This is a genomic window from Myxococcus sp. AB025B (assembly GCF_006518215.1).
In the GTDB taxonomy this organism is placed as follows: Bacteria; Myxococcota; Myxococcia; order Myxococcales; family Myxococcaceae; genus Myxococcus; species Myxococcus fulvus.
This window is the reverse complement of record NZ_SRLW01000088.1, coordinates 17,366-32,840: the sequence shown is the minus strand read 5'-3', so window position 1 is coordinate 32,840 and position 15,475 is coordinate 17,366. Positions and strand designations below refer to the sequence as shown.

Here is a 15,475-nt window from a genome sequence, read left to right as displayed (position 1 = left end):
GTGGGGGTGCCCGCGGCGGCGCTGGTGCTGGGGACACACGCGCTGCCCCGACATCCGCAGGCGCTCGAGGTGGCCGAGTCGCCGCACGCCTTCCTCCAGGTGCTGGAGTCGCCGAGCGGCACACGCAGCCTGGTCTTCGACGAGGGCTTCGCGGTGCAGAGCACGTGGCTGCCGGGCCAGCCGGTGCGCGACGAGGTGTTCGCGCACTACCTGCTGACGCCGGCGATGGCGCGCGCGGAGCCTCGGACGCCGCGCGTGCTGGTGTTGGGGCTGGGCGCGGGCACGAGCGCGCGCGGGCTGCGGGAGACATACCCGGGGGCCTACGTGGTGGGCGTGGAGCTGGACGCCATGGTGGTGAAGCTGGCGCGCCAGCACTTCGGCCTGGGGACAGAGGTGGAGGTGCACATCGCGGACGCGCGCACGTTCCTGCGCCGGGACACGCGGCGCTACGACGCCATCATCGTGGACGCGTTCCGCTTCCCGTACGTGCCCTTCCACCTGACGACGCGCGAGTTCGCCCAGGAGGTGGCGGCGCACCTGGAGCCGGGCGGCGTGGCGTGCTTCAACGTGGGCCGCTTCCGGGATGAGCGCGCGGTGGTGCGCGCGGTGGGAGGGACGCTGGCGACGGTGTTCCCGCAGGTGCTCGCGGCGGATGCGCGCAACCACAGCAACACGCTGCTCTACGCGGGCCCGGAGGGGATGGGGGAGCGGCTGAGCGAGCGGACGTCCTCGCTGCCGCTGTCGCTGCGGCCCCTGGCGACGCGCGTGGTGGGCGAGCTGCAGCCGGTGGCCTCGGCGCCGCCGCTCACGGATGACCGGGCGCCCGTGGAGATGTTGACGGATGCCATCCTCCTCAAGGCGCTGATGGGCTCGGAGGAGCTGAAGTGAGCTGGCGCGCGTGGGGGACCAAGCCCCTGCCGTCGATGTCGGAGTTCCTCGCGCCCATGCCGCTGGCCGCCGTGGTGCTGATGGCGGTGAACGACCGCGTCCTCAAGCCGACCTTCCACAACACGCTCACGGGGAAGCTGTCGGACATGGCCATCTGCTTCTTCCTGCCGCTCTATGTCTCCGCACTGCTGGCGCTCGGTACGCGCTGGAGTCTCCGCGTGAGGCTGGGCGTGGGTGCCCTGGTGACGACGGGGCTGTTCACCGCGCTCAAGGTGTCCCAGCCCTTCGCGGACTTGTTCTGTGAGTGGCTGCGTCCCATCGGCGCGCCGCTGGGGCTCAGTGGCTTCCGCGCGGTGGCGGATGTCTCCGACCTGCTCACCCTGCCCTTCGTCGTCCTCGCCGTGCTGTATGGCCGCGCCACGCTGCTCTCCCGAGCGCCGGCCGTGGCCCTCACACCCCCAGGAGCTCCACCATGATGCCGTTCTTGAGGAACCTCGCCTCCGTCGCCGTGCTCGCCGTCACCGGTGTGCTGCTCATCGCGGACTCCGCGCCCGACTGTGAGAAGGACGCGCAGGAGGTCACGTTCGATGTCACCGAGAACACCTGCGGTGGCAACGGTTCCTTTCAATTGAGGGTCCCCGAGGATTCGTGCGACCTGACGGCCGTGGGAAACGAGCCCCTGGGCTTCCCCGAGTACGGCGGCGCCAGCGCCAAGGTGGATTTGAAGCGGGGTGACTGGTCGTTGCATGACCGTGCCCACACCATCCACGTGGACGCGGATGGCGGCGTGGTGCGGCCCGACGCGGGTGGGACGGCGGTGGACGGCAACCGTCACTGCGAGGCGACGCGTGAGGGAGAGCACCTGCGGCTGACGTGCATCGACCGGCGCTCGGACCTGTCCGGTGTCGAGGTCTTCCGCTGCGAGGCGAAGCTCACGCCCCGCTAGCACTTCGGAGGAGCCACCCCACCGCGCCTCCGCCGAGCACCAGCCAGGCGGAGTTGACGCGGAAGCGGATGAGCAGCACGGCCGACACGACGGCGAGCCCCACGGTCCACACGTCGACCAGGGCCGCGCGGCCGAGCTGCCACGTCACCACGGCCATCAGCGCGAGGGACGCGACGTTGACGCCGTCCAGGAAGGCCCCCGCCACCCAGGACTCGCGCAGCCGGGGCACCAGCGGGCCGCTGAGCGCGACGAAGACGAAGGCGGGCAGGAAGATGCCCACCGTGGCCACAGTGGCGCCCACGGGCCCTCCGAGCACGTAGCCGATGAACGTGGCCGTGGTGAACACGGGGCCCGGCGTCACCTGGCCCACCGCCACCGCGTCGAGCAGCTGCGCCTCGGTCAGCCAACCCAGTCGTTGCACCAGGTCCGAGCGCAGGAACGCCAGCAGCACATAGCCGCTGCCGTAGAGCACCGAGCCCACCTTCAGGAAGAAGAGGAACAGGCCCTGCTGCGTGAAGGGCACCGCCGCCGACGCGGCGCCCAGCGGGAGCAGCGTGCTCCACGGCGTGACGAGCATTCCAGCCGAAGGCCCCGAGGCTCCTCCGTGACGTGTCGCCGCGCGCCAGCCGAACACGGCGAGTCCGGACAGCAACAACAGCAGCAGCTCATCGACGCCGAGGAAGGCCGCGGTGGCGGCGGCGATTCCCACGACGGCCGCCAGTGGCCCCTTCACCACGGTGCGCGTGAGCCCCCACAGGGCCTGAGCGACCACGGCGATGATGACCGCCTTGACGCCGTGGAGCAGCGCGCTCACGTCTGGCAGTGCGCCGAAGCGCGAGTAGCCCCAGGCGACGCCGAGGACGATGAGGAACGCGGGGAGGATGAAGCACGTGCCCGCGACCAGCAGGCCGGGCCAGCCGGCGCGACGGTGGCCGATGTGGATGGCCAGCTCGGTGGAGTTGGGGCCGGGGATGAGGTTGGCCGCGCCGAGCAGGTCCACGAACTCCTCGCGCGTGAGCCAGCGCCGACGGCGAACGACCTCGTCCTCCATCAGGGCGATGTGCGCGGCGGGGCCACCGAAGGCCGTGGTGCCCAGACGAAGGAACAGGAGCGCCAGCTCGCGCAGCGCTGCGGCGCGGTCCGGCATGGCGGGGTTCTGGGACTCCAATGGTGACATCCTGGGGGGAAGCTACCCCCGGAAGAGGGAGGGTGGCTCGAAACATCCGTGTGGCTCGGCGCATGTCGGACGGGTGGACGCTTGTCACCCGGGCTTCGTCCTGGATTCATGGCCCTCATGACCACCCATGACTCCACGCTGCTCGCGGCGGCCGTCGTCGAGAGCCAGTCCGGCTACACGCAATCGATTCGCACCGGCAAGCACCACTTCCAGGCGGACGAGCCAGCCGCGCTGGGCGGCGCGGACCAGGGCCCCGCGCCCTACCAGTTGCTGGTGGGCTCACTGGGCGCGTGCACGGCCATCACGTTGAAGATGTACGCGGCGCGCAAGGGCTGGGAGCTGAGCCCCTTCACCGTGAAGCTCAAGCTGCTGCGCGAGAACGATGTGGAGCGCGTGGAGCGCGTGCTCTCGGTTGGCCCCGCCATCACCGAGGAGCAGAAGGCGCGCCTGCTCGAAATCGCCGCGAAGACGCCCGTGACGCTCACGCTCTCGCGCGCGCTGCGCATCGACACGACCTTCGCGTCGACGCCCTGAATCACGGGTTCCGCAGTCGGAAACAAACGCGGCGGATATCCGCACGCTCCACCCGTGGCGGGCGCAGAAGCATTCCTGCCGATACGCCTCGCCAGCGGAAGACCGGAGCGCCCCATCCATGGCGGGGCGCTCCTCGAGCACGCATCAGGCCGGCGCCGCGTCCGGCTGACGGTCCGGGTGCGCTGCCTGGAAGGCGGGATGCTCCGCGCATGCGGCCTCGATGCGCAGCAGCGTCGGGTACGGCGACAAGTCCAGCGCGAACCGGCGCGCGCCATACAATTGAGGCACCAGGCACACGTCCGCCAGCGACACGGTGTCCCCCACGCAGAAGCGTCCCGCCGTGGGCTGCACCATCATCTCCAGCGCCTCCAGGCCCCGGGCGTTCCAGTACGCGCCCCACGCCTTGTCGTCGCCCTTCAGCTCGCTCTTGATGCGCTGCAACACCGCCAGGTTCTGCAGCGGCTGTATGCCGGAGTTCACGTACTCCGCCATCATCCGCGTCCGCGCCCGCAGGTAGCTGTCCTCCGGGAACAGCGGCGGCGTGGGGAAGCGCTCCTGCAGCAGCTCCACGATGGCGAGCGACTGCGACAACCGCCGCTCCGTCCCATCCGCCTCCGTCCACTCCAGCGTGGGCACCGTGCGCATCGGATTGACCGCCCGGTACGCGTCCGAGTTCTGCTGCCCGCCATCCTTCAGCAGGTGCACCGCCACGTACTCGAACGGCACGCCCTTGAGGTGCAACGTCAGGCGCACCCGCCACGACGCGGAGCTGCGCCAGTAGTTGTGCAGCCGAAGGCCCTTCATGAAACCTTCACCACCTTCTGGGAGATTCGCCCGAACACGCTCTGCCCGTCCTCACCCGACATCTCGATGTCGATGGTGTCCCCGGGCTTCATGAAGGGCGTCCTCGGCTTGCCCTCCTCAATCGTCTCAATCATCCGCTGCTCGGCCAGGCACGAGATGCCCCGCGCGCGGTCCGCGTTGGACACCGTGCCGCTGCCCAGGATGGTGCCCGCCGTGTAGCTGCGCGTCTTGCACAGGTGCTGGATGAGGTCGAAGAAGGAGAAGTGCATCTCCGGCCCCGCGTCCGTGTCGCCCACCTGCACGCCGTTGAGCACCGAGCGCAGGCGCAGGTGCACCCGCCCCTCGCGCCACGCCGAGCCCAGCTCGTCCGGCGTCACCGCGAACGGGCTGAACGCCGTCGCCGGCTTGCTCTGGAAGAAGCCGAAGCCCTTCGCCAGCTCCTCCGGGATGAGGTTGCGCAGCGAGACGTCGTTGGCCAGCATCAGCAGCTTGACGTGCTTGCCCGCGTCCTCCGCCTTCGTCCCCTGCGGCGTGTCACCGAGGATGACGCAGACCTCGCTCTCGAAGTCCATGCCCCACGCCTCGTCCGCCAGCGGGATGTCCGCGGTGGGCGCCAGGAAGTCACCCGAGCCGCCCTGGTACACCAGCGGGTCCGTCTTCAGCGTGGCCGGCGGCTCGGCGTTGCGCGCCTTGCGCACCAGGATGACGTGGTTGATGTACGCGCTGCCGTCAATCCACTCGTACGCGCGCGGCAGCGGCGCATGCAGCGCCTTCACGTCCAGCGGACGGCTCTGCACACTGTCCGTCTCCAACTGCTGGGCGAGCGCGCGCAGCTGCGGCTCCTTCGTGTCCCAGTCATCCAGCGCCGCTTGCAGCGTCAGCGCCACGTTGGTGGCCAGCGCATAGGCCGAGTTGTCCCGCTTGACGACGATGAGCCGCCCGTCACGGGTTCCATCCTTGAGCGTCGCGAGCTTCAATCCCGGGCTCCCCGCGGCCCGGTGGATACAGCGGGGGCCGCCTCATGAGCCCGGCTTTTCCGCCGGGGCTCTCGGGGAGTCAAGCTTCGGGTGCAGGCCGCGAACGCTCTCGACGGAAAACTACCAGCAGCTCGACCGCGCGGGCAGTCGCGCGAAGTAGTTGTTGCCCAGATTGCTGTCCCACTGGCCCCCAGCCGTCGCGGCCACGTGGATGTCCCACGCGTTCTGGTTGCCGTTCTGGTCGAAGGCATAGAAGAACAAGTCGTTCTCCACCGCCGAGGGCTGCTCGCACACCCAGACGCCCTCCTGGCCTCCGGCCGCGAAGTGCGCGTTGCACAGCGGCGTGTTCATGTACCGCATGCACTTGGTGCACGCGCGCGGCCCCGCGTTCAGGAAGACATAGGCGTCGTTGTTCGCGCCCGCGCTCGCGGCCAGCGTCTGCTGACGGCCGTTGAGGCTGACGTAGATGGAGATCTGATGGTCCGGGTACAGGCCCCGCAGGAAGCCCCGGTAGCTGACGGTGAGCGTGGCCAGCCGGCCGGGCAGCCGGCGCGTGTGGCGGATGACCTCGAAGGGCCCCGTCGTCACGGAGTCGTAGACGCTGCAGATGGGGTAGTCGGGCGGATAGTCAGAGGCGCGCGCGGAGGCGAAGGGGAGCAGCAGGGACAGCGCGAGCGCGGCCAGCAACGTCTGCGAGAACTTCGTCATGGAGCAGGTCCTCAGGGGGAGGGAAGGAGCGGCGACTTCACGCACCGGCGTAGCATGTGCCACCCACCTGCCGGAAGGTCGGCCCCCTGCCCCGTCGCCCGCCGGACGACGTGCGGGCACACCCGAGTCAGACGCGCCCGCCCCCCCGCTGTCCGAGCAGCCTGCCCGCATGGCCGAGAAGCAGGAGGGAAGCGGAGCGCGTGCGGCTGTTGAAGGCTGAGTCGGCGCACGGGAAGCGTGCTCCGGCCACTCCCTTGGCGGCGCCCGTCCGACACCCAACGTTGCCGGGAAGGACGGGACGCGCGGCCAACCACGGCGCCTTTGCGTCGCGGGGTGGAGCGCGAGGGCACTGAATGGCTGAAGGCATCCAATCCGCCAGCGCCGTTCCAGGAGAGCCGCGGCCGGGCCGCCGACTGGGCCACCGGTTCGAGCTCGTCCAGCGTCTGAAGGTCGGTCGGGGAATCTCCACGTGGGCCGGTGTGGACGTGCGCACCGGGGAGCGCGTGGCCATCAAGGTGACCTCCACCACGGCGCTCGTCCCCGCCGCGCGTCACCGCATGGAGCACGAGGCCGCCACGCTCGCGCGGCTCGACAGCCCCTTCATCGTCTCCGTGCGCCACATCGGCACCTCGGAGGACTGGCTGTACCTGGTCACCCCCTGGCTGACGGGAGAGTCCCTGGAGGCGCGCCTGGAGCGCGGCGTGCTGAGCGTCCCCGAGGCGCTCGCGCTGGGCCGGGGCCTGTTGTCCGCGCTGGCCGAGGCCCATCACCACGGCGTGCTGCACCGCGACGTGAAGCCCGCCAACCTCATCGTGTCCGGCGAGCCGCTGTCGCGCGCCACCCTGATTGATTTCGGGCTCGCCCGCAGCGAGCGCCTGGATGCGTCCCTGCGCGACCTGCCGGTGGGCACCGCGCGCTACCTCTCCCCGGAGCAGGCGGGCCTGCTGCACCGCCCCGTGGAGGCCACGTCGGACCTGTACTCCACGGGCGTCGTCCTCTTCGAGTCGCTGGCCGGGGTCCCCGTCTTCACGGGCGACTCGGTGGGCGAGGTCCTCCGGCAGCACCTGTCCGCGCGGCCCCGGCTGCGCGCGGTGGGCGTGGACGCGCCGCGCGCCTTGGAGGAGCTGGTCTCGCGCCTGCTGCAGACGGACCCCTCGGACCGCTACCAGTCGGCCGCCTCCGCGCTGGCGGACCTGCTGGAGCTGGAGGACGCGCTCTCCCAGGGCCACGCGGAGCCGGAGCTCATCATCGGCGCGAGGGACGCCCGGCGCAGCCTCACCGAGCCCTCCTTCGTCGGCCGCCACGAGGAGGTCGCCACGCTGGAGCGCGAGCTCGAGCGCACGCTGACGGACCCGGGGCGACTGGTGGTGGTGGAGGCCGAGTCCGGCGGCGGCAAGAGCCGGCTGCTCGAGGAGCTCTCCGCCCGCGCTCCGAGACACCACGCGTGGGTGCTGCAAGGACAGGCGCAGGACCAGGCGGCGCGGCGGCCCTTCCAGCTGTTCACCGGCGTGGCCTCGGCCATCACCCAGGCGCTCGCGGCGCGGCCCGCGCTGGCCGAGGCGCTGCGGGGGCGGCTCGCCGGACAGGAGGCGGGGCTGTGCACGGTGCTGCCGCAGCTGGAGCCGCTCCTGTGTCCCGCGCCGCACGCCTCCGCGCGGGCGCTGGGGCCCGAGTCCCTGGGTGAGAGCCGCGGCATCCAGGCACTCACCGCGCTGCTCGGCGCGCTGGGCACGCGGGACGAGCCCGCCGTGGTGGTGCTCGACGACTGTCAGTGGGCGGATGAGCTGACCCTGCGGGCCCTGGAGGGTTGGTCCCAGGCGAGGCGACAAGGACAGGGACGGGTGCTCGTCATCGTCGCCTTCCGTGGCGAGGACATCGGCCCCACGCACGTGCTGCGCAAGCTGGCGCCCACGGTGCACCTGCGCTTGTCCGCGCTGGGCGCGGCGGAGGTGACGCGCCTGACGGAGTCCATGGCGGGCACGCTGCCCCGCGAGGCCACGGAGCTGGTGACGCGGCTGTCCGAGGGCAACCCCTTCATGGCGAGCGCGGTGCTGCACGGGCTGGTGGAGGACGGCGTGCTGGTGCCGGGGCCCTCCGGCTGGAGCGTGGAGCCGGCGGCGATGGCGCACGCGCGCTCGTCCCGACAGGCCGCGGGGTTCCTGGTGCGGCGTCTGCGTCTGTTGCCCCTGGCCTCGCGGCGCCTCTTGTCGGTGGGCGCGGTGCTGGGCAAGTCCTTCGAGCTGTCGCGCCTGGAGGCGCTGTCGGGCGTGTCCCGCGAGGACCTGAGCGCCGCGCTGGAGGAGCCGCGTCGCCGACACATGCTGTGGGAGGAGGGCACGCGCTACACCTTCGTGCACGACAAGCTGCGCGAGGTGCTGCTGGACATGCTGACGCCGCAGCGACGGCGGGAGCTGCACCGGCAGGCGGCGCGCTCGGCGGCGGCCCAGCCGACGAAGGACTCGTTCGAGCTGGCCTACCACTTCGACGCGGCGGGTGAGTACACGCAGGCGCTGCCCCACGCGCTCGTCGCGGCGGAGCTGGCGCGCGGGCGGTTCGCGCTGGAGTCCGCGGAGCTCAACTACCGCATCGCCGAGCGCGGCGCGGCGGGCGCGGACGCGGGCACCCGCTTCCGCGTGGCGGCGGGCCTGGGCAACGTCCTCATGCTGCGCGGCCGCTACGAGGAGTCCCGTCAGCAACTGGAGCGCGCGCAGTCACTGGCGCGGGAGAAGCAGGAGCAGGCGCGCATCCTCGGCCAGCTGGGTGAGCTCGCCTTCAAGCGCGGCGACTTCGGCGAGGCCACGGTCGCGCTGGAGCAGGGCCTGAAGCTGATGGGACGCTGGGTGCCGCCCCGGGGCGTGCTCACCGGCGCGAGCGCGGCGTGGGAGATCCTCGCGCAGGCCGCGCACACGGTGGCGCCGCGCTGGTTCCTCGCGCGGCGTCCCATCGAGGGCGGCACCGAGGACCTCCAGGCCGTGCGGCTCTACAGCCGGCTCGCGTATGGCTACTGGTACCGGCGTGGCCGCGCGGCGGTGCTGTGGGCGCACCTGAGGGACCTGAACCTCGCGGAGCGCTATCCGCCCACGCCCGAGCTGGCGCAGGCGTACTCGGAGCACTCGCCCGCGCTGACCACCCTGCCCTGGTTCGAGCGGGCCTACGCGTACGCGGAGAAGTCGCTGACCCTGCGCCAGGAGCAGAACGACGTCTGGGGCCAGGGCCAGACGCTGCACTTCTACGGGCTCGCCTGCTACGCGTCCTCGCGCTTCGAGGACTGCATCGAGAAGTGCACCCAGGCCATCCGCCTGCTCGAGCGCACCGGAGACCCGTGGGAGGTGAACAACGCCACGTTCCAGGTGGCCATGGCCCTCTACCGCCTGGGCCGGCTGCGCGAGTCGCTGGAGACGAGCCAGCGGCTGCACGCGGCCGCGCTCGCGCTGGGGGACCGCTACTCGGTGCGGCTGGGCCTGGAGGCCTGGGCGAAGGCGTCCGACGGGAGGCTGCCGGGCGCGCTGCTGGAAGGAGAGCTGACCAACCCGGACCAGCCGGACCCGCAGAGCTTCGCGGGCGTGCTCCAGGCGGACGCCCTCCACCGCATGCGCCAGGGCGACGCGGCGGGCGCGGTGGCGGTGCTGGAGCGCGCCGCGCGGCTCGTCGACGAGGCCCACCTGCGTCAGGAGTACGTGGCCCCCATCACCCCGCTGCTCGCCACCGCGCTGCGCCAGCTCGCGGAGGCCACCTCACCCCTGGCCGCCGGAAGGCGCCGCGCCCTGCTGGAGCGCGCCGAGAAGACGGCGAAGGCCGCGCATGCCCTGGCGCGCACCTACCGCAACAACCTGCCTCACGCCCTGCGGGAGCGGGCCCTGGTCGCCGCGCTGCGGGGCCAGGAGCGCCGGGCCCGTCAATGGCTCGAGCAGTCCCTCCAGGCCGCGCGCGACCTGAAGATGCGCCACGAGCACGCCCGGAGCCTGAAGGCGCGAGGAGAGCTGGGGCGCGCCCTCGGCTGGCCCGACGCGGAGGCGGACCTGTCCGTGGCCACGCGCGAGCTGGCGGAGATGGAGGAGGGCCTCTCGCCCGAGGTCGCGGAGCCGGGTGGCACCCGCGCGCTCTCGCTGGTGGACCGCTTCCCGCGCGTGCTGGAGGCGGGGAGGCGGCTTGCTTCGGCCCTGTCGCGCGAGGCGGTGTTCGAGGCCGTGCGCCAGTCCATGCTGGAGCTGCTGCGCGCCGAGCACTGCGCCATCGTGGACCCGCGCGTGCTCACCGAGGACGAGGACACCGAGGGCCCCAGCCGCACCGCCATCGCCCGCGCGATGGAGACGGGCCGCATCACCGTGATGGGCCAGGGCCTTCCGGGCGGGGCGAGCGAGAGCATGGAGCTCGCCGGGGTGCGCTCGCTCTTGTGCGCGCCGCTCCAGGTCCGGGGCAAGACGGTGGCCTGCGTCCTGGCCACGCACCGTCAGGTGGGCGCGCTGTTCGGCGAGGTGGAGGAGCGCCTGACGGAATTCGTCACCGTGCTCGCGGGCACCGCCCTGGAGAACGCGGAGAACTTCGAGGCCGAGCAGGAGGCGGTGCGCCGCCGAGACGACTTCCTCTCCATCGCCGCCCACGAGCTGAAGACGCCGCTCACCTCGCTGCAGCTCCACATCCAGGGGCTCCAGGCCCAGGTCCGCGCCAGCGGAGACGCAGGGCTGTCCCCCCGCAAGCTCTCCACCAAGCTGGAGTCCGCCTCCGCCCAGACGCAGCGGTTGGGGCGGCTGGTGAACGACCTGCTGGACATCTCCCGGCTCGCCCAGGGGCAGCTGCACATCAAGCTCTCCGAGGTGGACCTGGTGGCGCTCGTCCAGGGGCAGCTGGAGCGCAGCCGCGAGGCGCTCGTGCGCGCGGAGTGCCCGGTGCGGCTCGACGCGCGCGTCCCCCGGCTCACCGGCTCCTGGGACGCGATGCGGCTGGAGCAGGTGGTGGGCAACCTCCTCTCCAACGCGATGAAGTACGGCGCCGGCAAGCCGATTGAAATCACCCTGGGCGAGGAGAAGGGCGGACAGGCGCTGCTGCGGGTGCGCGACTCCGGCATCGGCATCGCCGACGAGGACCGCGCGCGCATCTTCGACCGCTTCGAGCGCGCGGTGTCGGTGCGCCACTACGGCGGCTTCGGGCTGGGCCTGTGGATTGTCCGCGAAATCGTCCAGGCCCTGGGCGGCGCCATCGCCGTGGAGAGCACGCCGGGCGAGGGCTCCACCTTCACCGTCACCCTGCCCCGCGCCGGGCCTGCCTCCTCACCGCAGGAGTCCCCGGGCCCTCCGGTGCACTGAGTTCGTCAGCGGCGCACGAGCTCCAGGTAGATGACGTTGTCCTGGCCGTCCCGGAACAGCCGCACGGAGTCGAGCCGCTCCAGCGGCACCTCGCCGAGGAAGCCGCGCAGCTCATCCTCCTCGCGGTACAGGAGCCACCAGTCCATGAAGGCCTCCATGTAGCCGGTCTCCGGCGGGAAGCGCGCGAAGTTGGCCACCAACAGCCGCCCCTGTGCGCGCAGCATGTTGAAGAGCAGCCCCGTCAGCCGCGTGGCGACGGAGTCGGACAGGTAGTCGTACAGGCCCGCGGAGTAGATGAAGTCCAGGTCCGCGAAGGACTCCTTGCCCGCGAGCAGCGCGCGCACCGAGCCGCAGTGCGGCTTCACTACGTCGAGCGGCTGGTGGTGGGAGATCTCCGCCAGGCTCAGCGCATCCTGGTCGAACGCGATGAGCTCCCGCACGCGCCGCTCCCGCACCGCCGCCGAGGCCTCCGCCTCGCGCAGGTGGCCACACGCCACGGAGAGGATGCGCGCCTCGCCTGGCACCCGCTCGGCCGTGGCGTCCAGCTCGCGCGCGAGCAGGTCCCGCCGCTCGCGCACGCTCACCGCGCTGGGCTGCTGGTGCATGTACCGATAGATCTCCCGGCCCGCGTGGAGTTCGTCCGCGGCGCGGTCCAGGTACAGGTAGTCGATGAGCGCCGCGTCGCCCGCGTACCCCCGGGGCCGCTCGAAGGCGCGGCGGGTGAAGGGACACTGGTGCAGGAACGAGCGCAGCGGGTGCTTGCGCGCGGTGTCCTGGCAGAAGGCCTTCCAGTCCTCCGGGCTCCAGCGGCGCCGCAGCGTGAGCAGCCCCAGGTGCAGCGAGTGCATGTCCTGGTGCAGCACGTCATCGTCGGCCTCCAGCATCCGCGCGTGGATGCCGTCGAGCCACACGCGAGCCTCCGCGAGAGCCTCCTCGGCGGGACGCTCCGGGACGGGCAGGACGAGTTGGTTGCGCTCGCGGTGACGGACAGGCTCGAGCGCGCGTCGGACCAGGGGCCTCTGGGGGTCTTGCATCGTCCAACACAACCCCGGAGGGCCCCGGCTCCTCTTCCCGCGAAAAACCCTCGCCCGCTCGCTCCTTGAAGCGGGCTCGCGAGCGCATGCAATCCCGCCCGACGTCGTTCGTGTACAAGGCGGGACACCGGGCGGCGGCGCCGCTTCCGGGTTCCACACCCCCACTGGAGTCCACCATGCCGTCCTGGTTCACCGTGTCGCGGGCCATGGCCCTCGCGACCCTCGTCCCCTCCCTCGCGCTGGCCAATCCCGCCGCGCCCAAGGCCGCCGCGTCCGGCAAGGCCAAGGTCGAGCGCGCGTCCACGCGCCCCTCGAAGCACTACACCATCGAGCAGTTCATGAAGACGACCCTGATTCGGGGCGCGTCCTTCTCCTCCGACGAGCAGCGGGTGCTGTACTCGTCGAACCAGACGGGCATCTACAACGTCTTCTCCGCGCCGGTGAAGGGCGGCAAGCCCACCCAGCTCACCCGCTCCACCACGGACAGCACCTTCGCGGTGAGCTACTTCCCGAAGGACGACCGCATCCTCTTCACGCGCGACCAGGGCGGCAACGAGCAGCACCACCTCTACGTGCGCACGCCCGACGGGAAGGAGAAGGACCTCACCCCTGGCGACAAGCACCGCGCCGTCTTCTTCGGCTGGAGCCAGGACGAGGCGGGCTTCTACGTCCTCACCAACGAGCGCGACGAGCGCTTCATGGACCTGTACCGCTACGACGCGAAGACGTTCGAGCGCACGCGGCTGTACCAGAACGAGGACGGCCTGGACGTGGGCGCCGTGTCCGCGGACGAGCAGTGGCTCGCCCTGGAGAAGACCAACACCACGGCCGACAGCGACGTGTACCTGCTGAACCTCGCCACGAAGGAGCGCAAGCACATCAGCCAGCACCAGGGCACCGCCACCTGGAGCCCCGCCGAGTTCGACACCACCTCCACCGCGCTCTACCTCATCACCGACGAGGGCTCCGAGTTCACCCGCGTGGTGCGCTACGTGCTCGCCACCGGGAAGATGGAGGAGGTGGAGAAGACGGACTGGGACGTGATGTACACGTACTTCTCCCGCAACGGCGCGCTGCGCGTCACCGGCATCAACGCGGACGCCAGCACCGTCATCCGCGTGCAGGACATGAAGACGGGCAAGCAGCTGGAGCTGCCCCGGCTGCCCGAGGGTGACATCACCAGCGTGTCCATCGGCCGCGGGGAGAAGCGCCTGGCCTTCCACCACCGCGGGGACCGCTCGCCCAACAACCTCTACGTCTTCGACCTCACGACGAAGAAGGCCACGCGCCTGACGGACAACCTCACCACCGAAATCGACGCCAAGGACCTGGTCGACGCGGAGGTGGTGCGCTTCAAGTCGTTCGACGGGATGGTGATTCCCAACATCCTCTTCAAGCCGCACCAGGCCACCGCCCAGACGCGGGCACCCGCGCTCATCTGGGTGCACGGCGGCCCCGGTGGCCAGTCCCGCAAGGGCTACAGCCCGATGATTCAGTACCTGGTCAACCACGGCTACGTGGTGCTGGCCATCAACAACCGGGGCAGCTCCGGCTACGGCAAGACGTTCTACACGGCGGATGACCAGAAGCACGGCAAGGAGCCGCTGCTCGACTGCGTGGAGGCGAAGAAGTACCTGGCCAGCCTGCCGTACGTGGACGGCGAGCGCGTGGGCATCATCGGCGGCAGCTACGGCGGCTACATGACGCTGGCCGCGCTGACGTACCACCCGGGCGTCTTCAACGTGGGCGTGGACATCTTCGGCGTGTCCAACTGGCTGCGCACCCTCAAGAGCATGCCCGCCCACTGGGAATCACGGCGCCAGGCGCTCTACCAGGAGGTGGGCAACCCCGAGACGCAGGAGGCGATGCTGCGCGAAATCTCCCCCCTGTTCCACGCGGAGAAGATTCGCCAGCCGCTGCTCGTCATCCAGGGCGCCAACGACCCGCGCGTGCTGCAGGCGGAGTCGGACGAAATCGTCCAGGCGGTGCGCAAGAGCAAGGTCCCCGTCGAGTACGTGCTCTTCCCCGACGAGGGCCACGGCTTCACCAAGAAGAAGAACGAGGAGGAGGCCTACTCCCGCACCCGCGCGTTCCTCGACCAGTACCTCAAGAAGCCCGCCAACGGCCCCACCAACTAGCCCCCCGCGTCCGGTGCGCGTCCGAAGCCGCGCGCACCGGCGCCTCCGCCTCCGCCTCGCGCGACGCCACGTCCCCGAGCGCCTCCAGCAGGGCCTCCATGGACGCGAAGCGCTGCTCGGGCCGCTTCTCCAGACACCGCCGCACCACCGCCTCCACCGCTTCCGGCACGGCCAGCTGGGGCCCCAGCTCCGAGAAGCGCGGAGGCATTTCCTTGTGGTGGGCGAAGACCAGCTCGAGCAGGTCGTCCGACTCGAAGGGCACCCGCCCCATCAGCATGTGGAAGAGCACCACGCCCAGCGAGTAGATGTCCCCGCGCGCGTCCGCCACGTGCCGCGCCCGCTCCGGCGCCATGTACGCGGGCGCGCCGAGCCCCGCGTCGCCCTCGGTCAGCTCCCGCACCGACAGCCGCGCCGACTCCGACATCACGGGCCGCGTGCGCCCGAAGCCGCGCAGCTTCACGTGCGCCCCCGCCTCCTCCACCAGGACGACGTTGCCCGGGGACACGTCCCCGTGCACCACGCCCCGCTGGTGCGCCTGACGCAGGGAGCGCCCCAGCGCCCGGGCCCACGCCACCGCCCGCGCCCACGGCAGCGGCCCCGAGGCGAGCACCTCTTGCAGCGTGCGCCCCTCCAGCCACTCCGTGGCCACGAACAGCGTCCCGTCCTCCAGCCGGCCCGCGTCCAGCACGGTGACGGTGTGGGGATGGGCGAGCCTGGCCGCGGCGCGGGCCTCCTGGAAGAAGCGGCGCGGGGCCTCCAGGTCCTCGAAGGGCGCGCCCAGCACGCGCAGCGCCACGGTGCGCTCCAGCGGGAGCTGGAGGGCCCGGTACACCCGCTGCGTGCCCGGACCCTCCAGCGGCGCCACCACCTGGAAACGGCCCTGCAACACCTGCCCGACGAGCGGGTCCGCGCCCCAGGCCGTGGGGGTGCTCGGGCTTGCCTGTCGGTCGGTGCGCATCATGAGGG

General features: G+C 71.4%; 12 protein-coding genes. 6 read left to right on the top strand and 6 right to left on the bottom strand.

Annotated features, from left to right (window positions below):
- From FL311_RS16980 to FL311_RS16970, 3 genes are all read left to right on the top strand, one after another.
- The coding region (locus FL311_RS16980) for a spermidine synthase (protein WP_141326179.1) at window positions 1–888 on the top strand (888 nt) is incomplete at its 5' end.
- Complete coding sequence (locus tag FL311_RS16975) at window positions 885–1,364, top strand: hypothetical protein (protein WP_228556916.1); 480 nt, start codon at window positions 885–887, stop codon at window positions 1,362–1,364. The genes FL311_RS16980 and FL311_RS16975, both read left to right, overlap by 4 nt.
- Entirely contained in the window at window positions 1,361–1,834 is a 474-nt protein-coding gene (locus tag FL311_RS16970; protein WP_141326178.1) for a hypothetical protein, read from the top strand. The genes FL311_RS16975 and FL311_RS16970 overlap by 4 nt, the downstream gene beginning before the upstream one ends.
- On the opposite strand, the gene chrA is transcribed toward FL311_RS16970, so the two are convergent.
- Window positions 1,821–2,981 (bottom strand): chromate efflux transporter, encoded by a 1,161-nt coding sequence (gene chrA / locus FL311_RS16965; protein ID WP_228556915.1) that lies wholly within the window; start codon window positions 2,979–2,981, stop codon window positions 1,821–1,823. The two genes, FL311_RS16970 and chrA, sit on opposite strands and share 14 nt — an antisense overlap.
- Before the next feature lie 147 nt (window positions 2,982–3,128).
- Between chrA and FL311_RS16960 the strand changes: the two genes are divergently transcribed.
- Window positions 3,129–3,545, top strand: a complete 417-nt coding sequence (locus FL311_RS16960; protein ID WP_141326176.1) for an OsmC family protein — start codon at window positions 3,129–3,131, stop codon at window positions 3,543–3,545.
- A 144-nt stretch (window positions 3,546–3,689) separates the two neighbouring features.
- On the opposite strand, the gene maiA is transcribed toward FL311_RS16960, so the two are convergent.
- The 3 genes from maiA to FL311_RS16945 all read right to left on the bottom strand — a co-directional run bounded on the left by maiA (window position 3,690) and on the right by FL311_RS16945 (window position 6,034).
- Window positions 3,690–4,349 carry a maleylacetoacetate isomerase gene (gene maiA, locus FL311_RS16955; protein ID WP_141326175.1) on the bottom strand — a complete coding sequence of 220 codons (660 nt, stop codon included), beginning with the start codon at window positions 4,347–4,349 and terminating at the stop codon, window positions 3,690–3,692.
- Window positions 4,346–5,326, bottom strand: a complete 981-nt coding sequence (locus FL311_RS16950; protein ID WP_141326174.1) for a fumarylacetoacetate hydrolase family protein — start codon at window positions 5,324–5,326, stop codon at window positions 4,346–4,348. The genes maiA and FL311_RS16950 overlap by 4 nt, the downstream gene beginning before the upstream one ends.
- A gap of 120 nt (window positions 5,327–5,446) precedes the next feature.
- Window positions 5,447–6,034 (bottom strand): hypothetical protein, encoded by a 588-nt coding sequence (locus tag FL311_RS16945; RefSeq protein ID WP_141326173.1) that lies wholly within the window; start codon window positions 6,032–6,034, stop codon window positions 5,447–5,449.
- Between the two features lie 353 nt (window positions 6,035–6,387).
- Here FL311_RS16945 and FL311_RS16940 point away from each other — a divergent pair, with 353 nt between their 5' ends.
- Complete coding sequence (locus FL311_RS16940; RefSeq protein ID WP_141326172.1) at window positions 6,388–11,337, top strand: ATP-binding protein; 4,950 nt, start codon at window positions 6,388–6,390, stop codon at window positions 11,335–11,337.
- 5 nt (window positions 11,338–11,342) lie between these two features.
- Here the strand turns inward: FL311_RS16940 and FL311_RS16935 are convergent, their stop codons facing one another.
- On the bottom strand, window positions 11,343–12,371 hold the full coding sequence (locus FL311_RS16935) for a class I SAM-dependent methyltransferase (RefSeq protein WP_141326171.1): 1,029 nt from the start codon (window positions 12,369–12,371) through the stop codon (window positions 11,343–11,345).
- 176 nt (window positions 12,372–12,547) lie between these two features.
- Between FL311_RS16935 and FL311_RS16930 the strand changes: the two genes are divergently transcribed.
- Window positions 12,548–14,509 carry an alpha/beta fold hydrolase gene (locus tag FL311_RS16930; RefSeq protein ID WP_141326170.1) on the top strand — a complete coding sequence of 654 codons (1,962 nt, stop codon included), beginning with the start codon at window positions 12,548–12,550 and terminating at the stop codon, window positions 14,507–14,509.
- Here FL311_RS16930 and FL311_RS16925 read toward each other — a convergent pair.
- Window positions 14,478–15,470, bottom strand: coding sequence for a serine/threonine-protein kinase (locus tag FL311_RS16925; RefSeq protein WP_141326169.1), 993 nt, complete (start codon window positions 15,468–15,470; stop codon window positions 14,478–14,480). The genes FL311_RS16930 and FL311_RS16925 overlap by 32 nt on opposite strands.
- Window positions 15,471–15,475 lie beyond the last annotated feature (5 nt).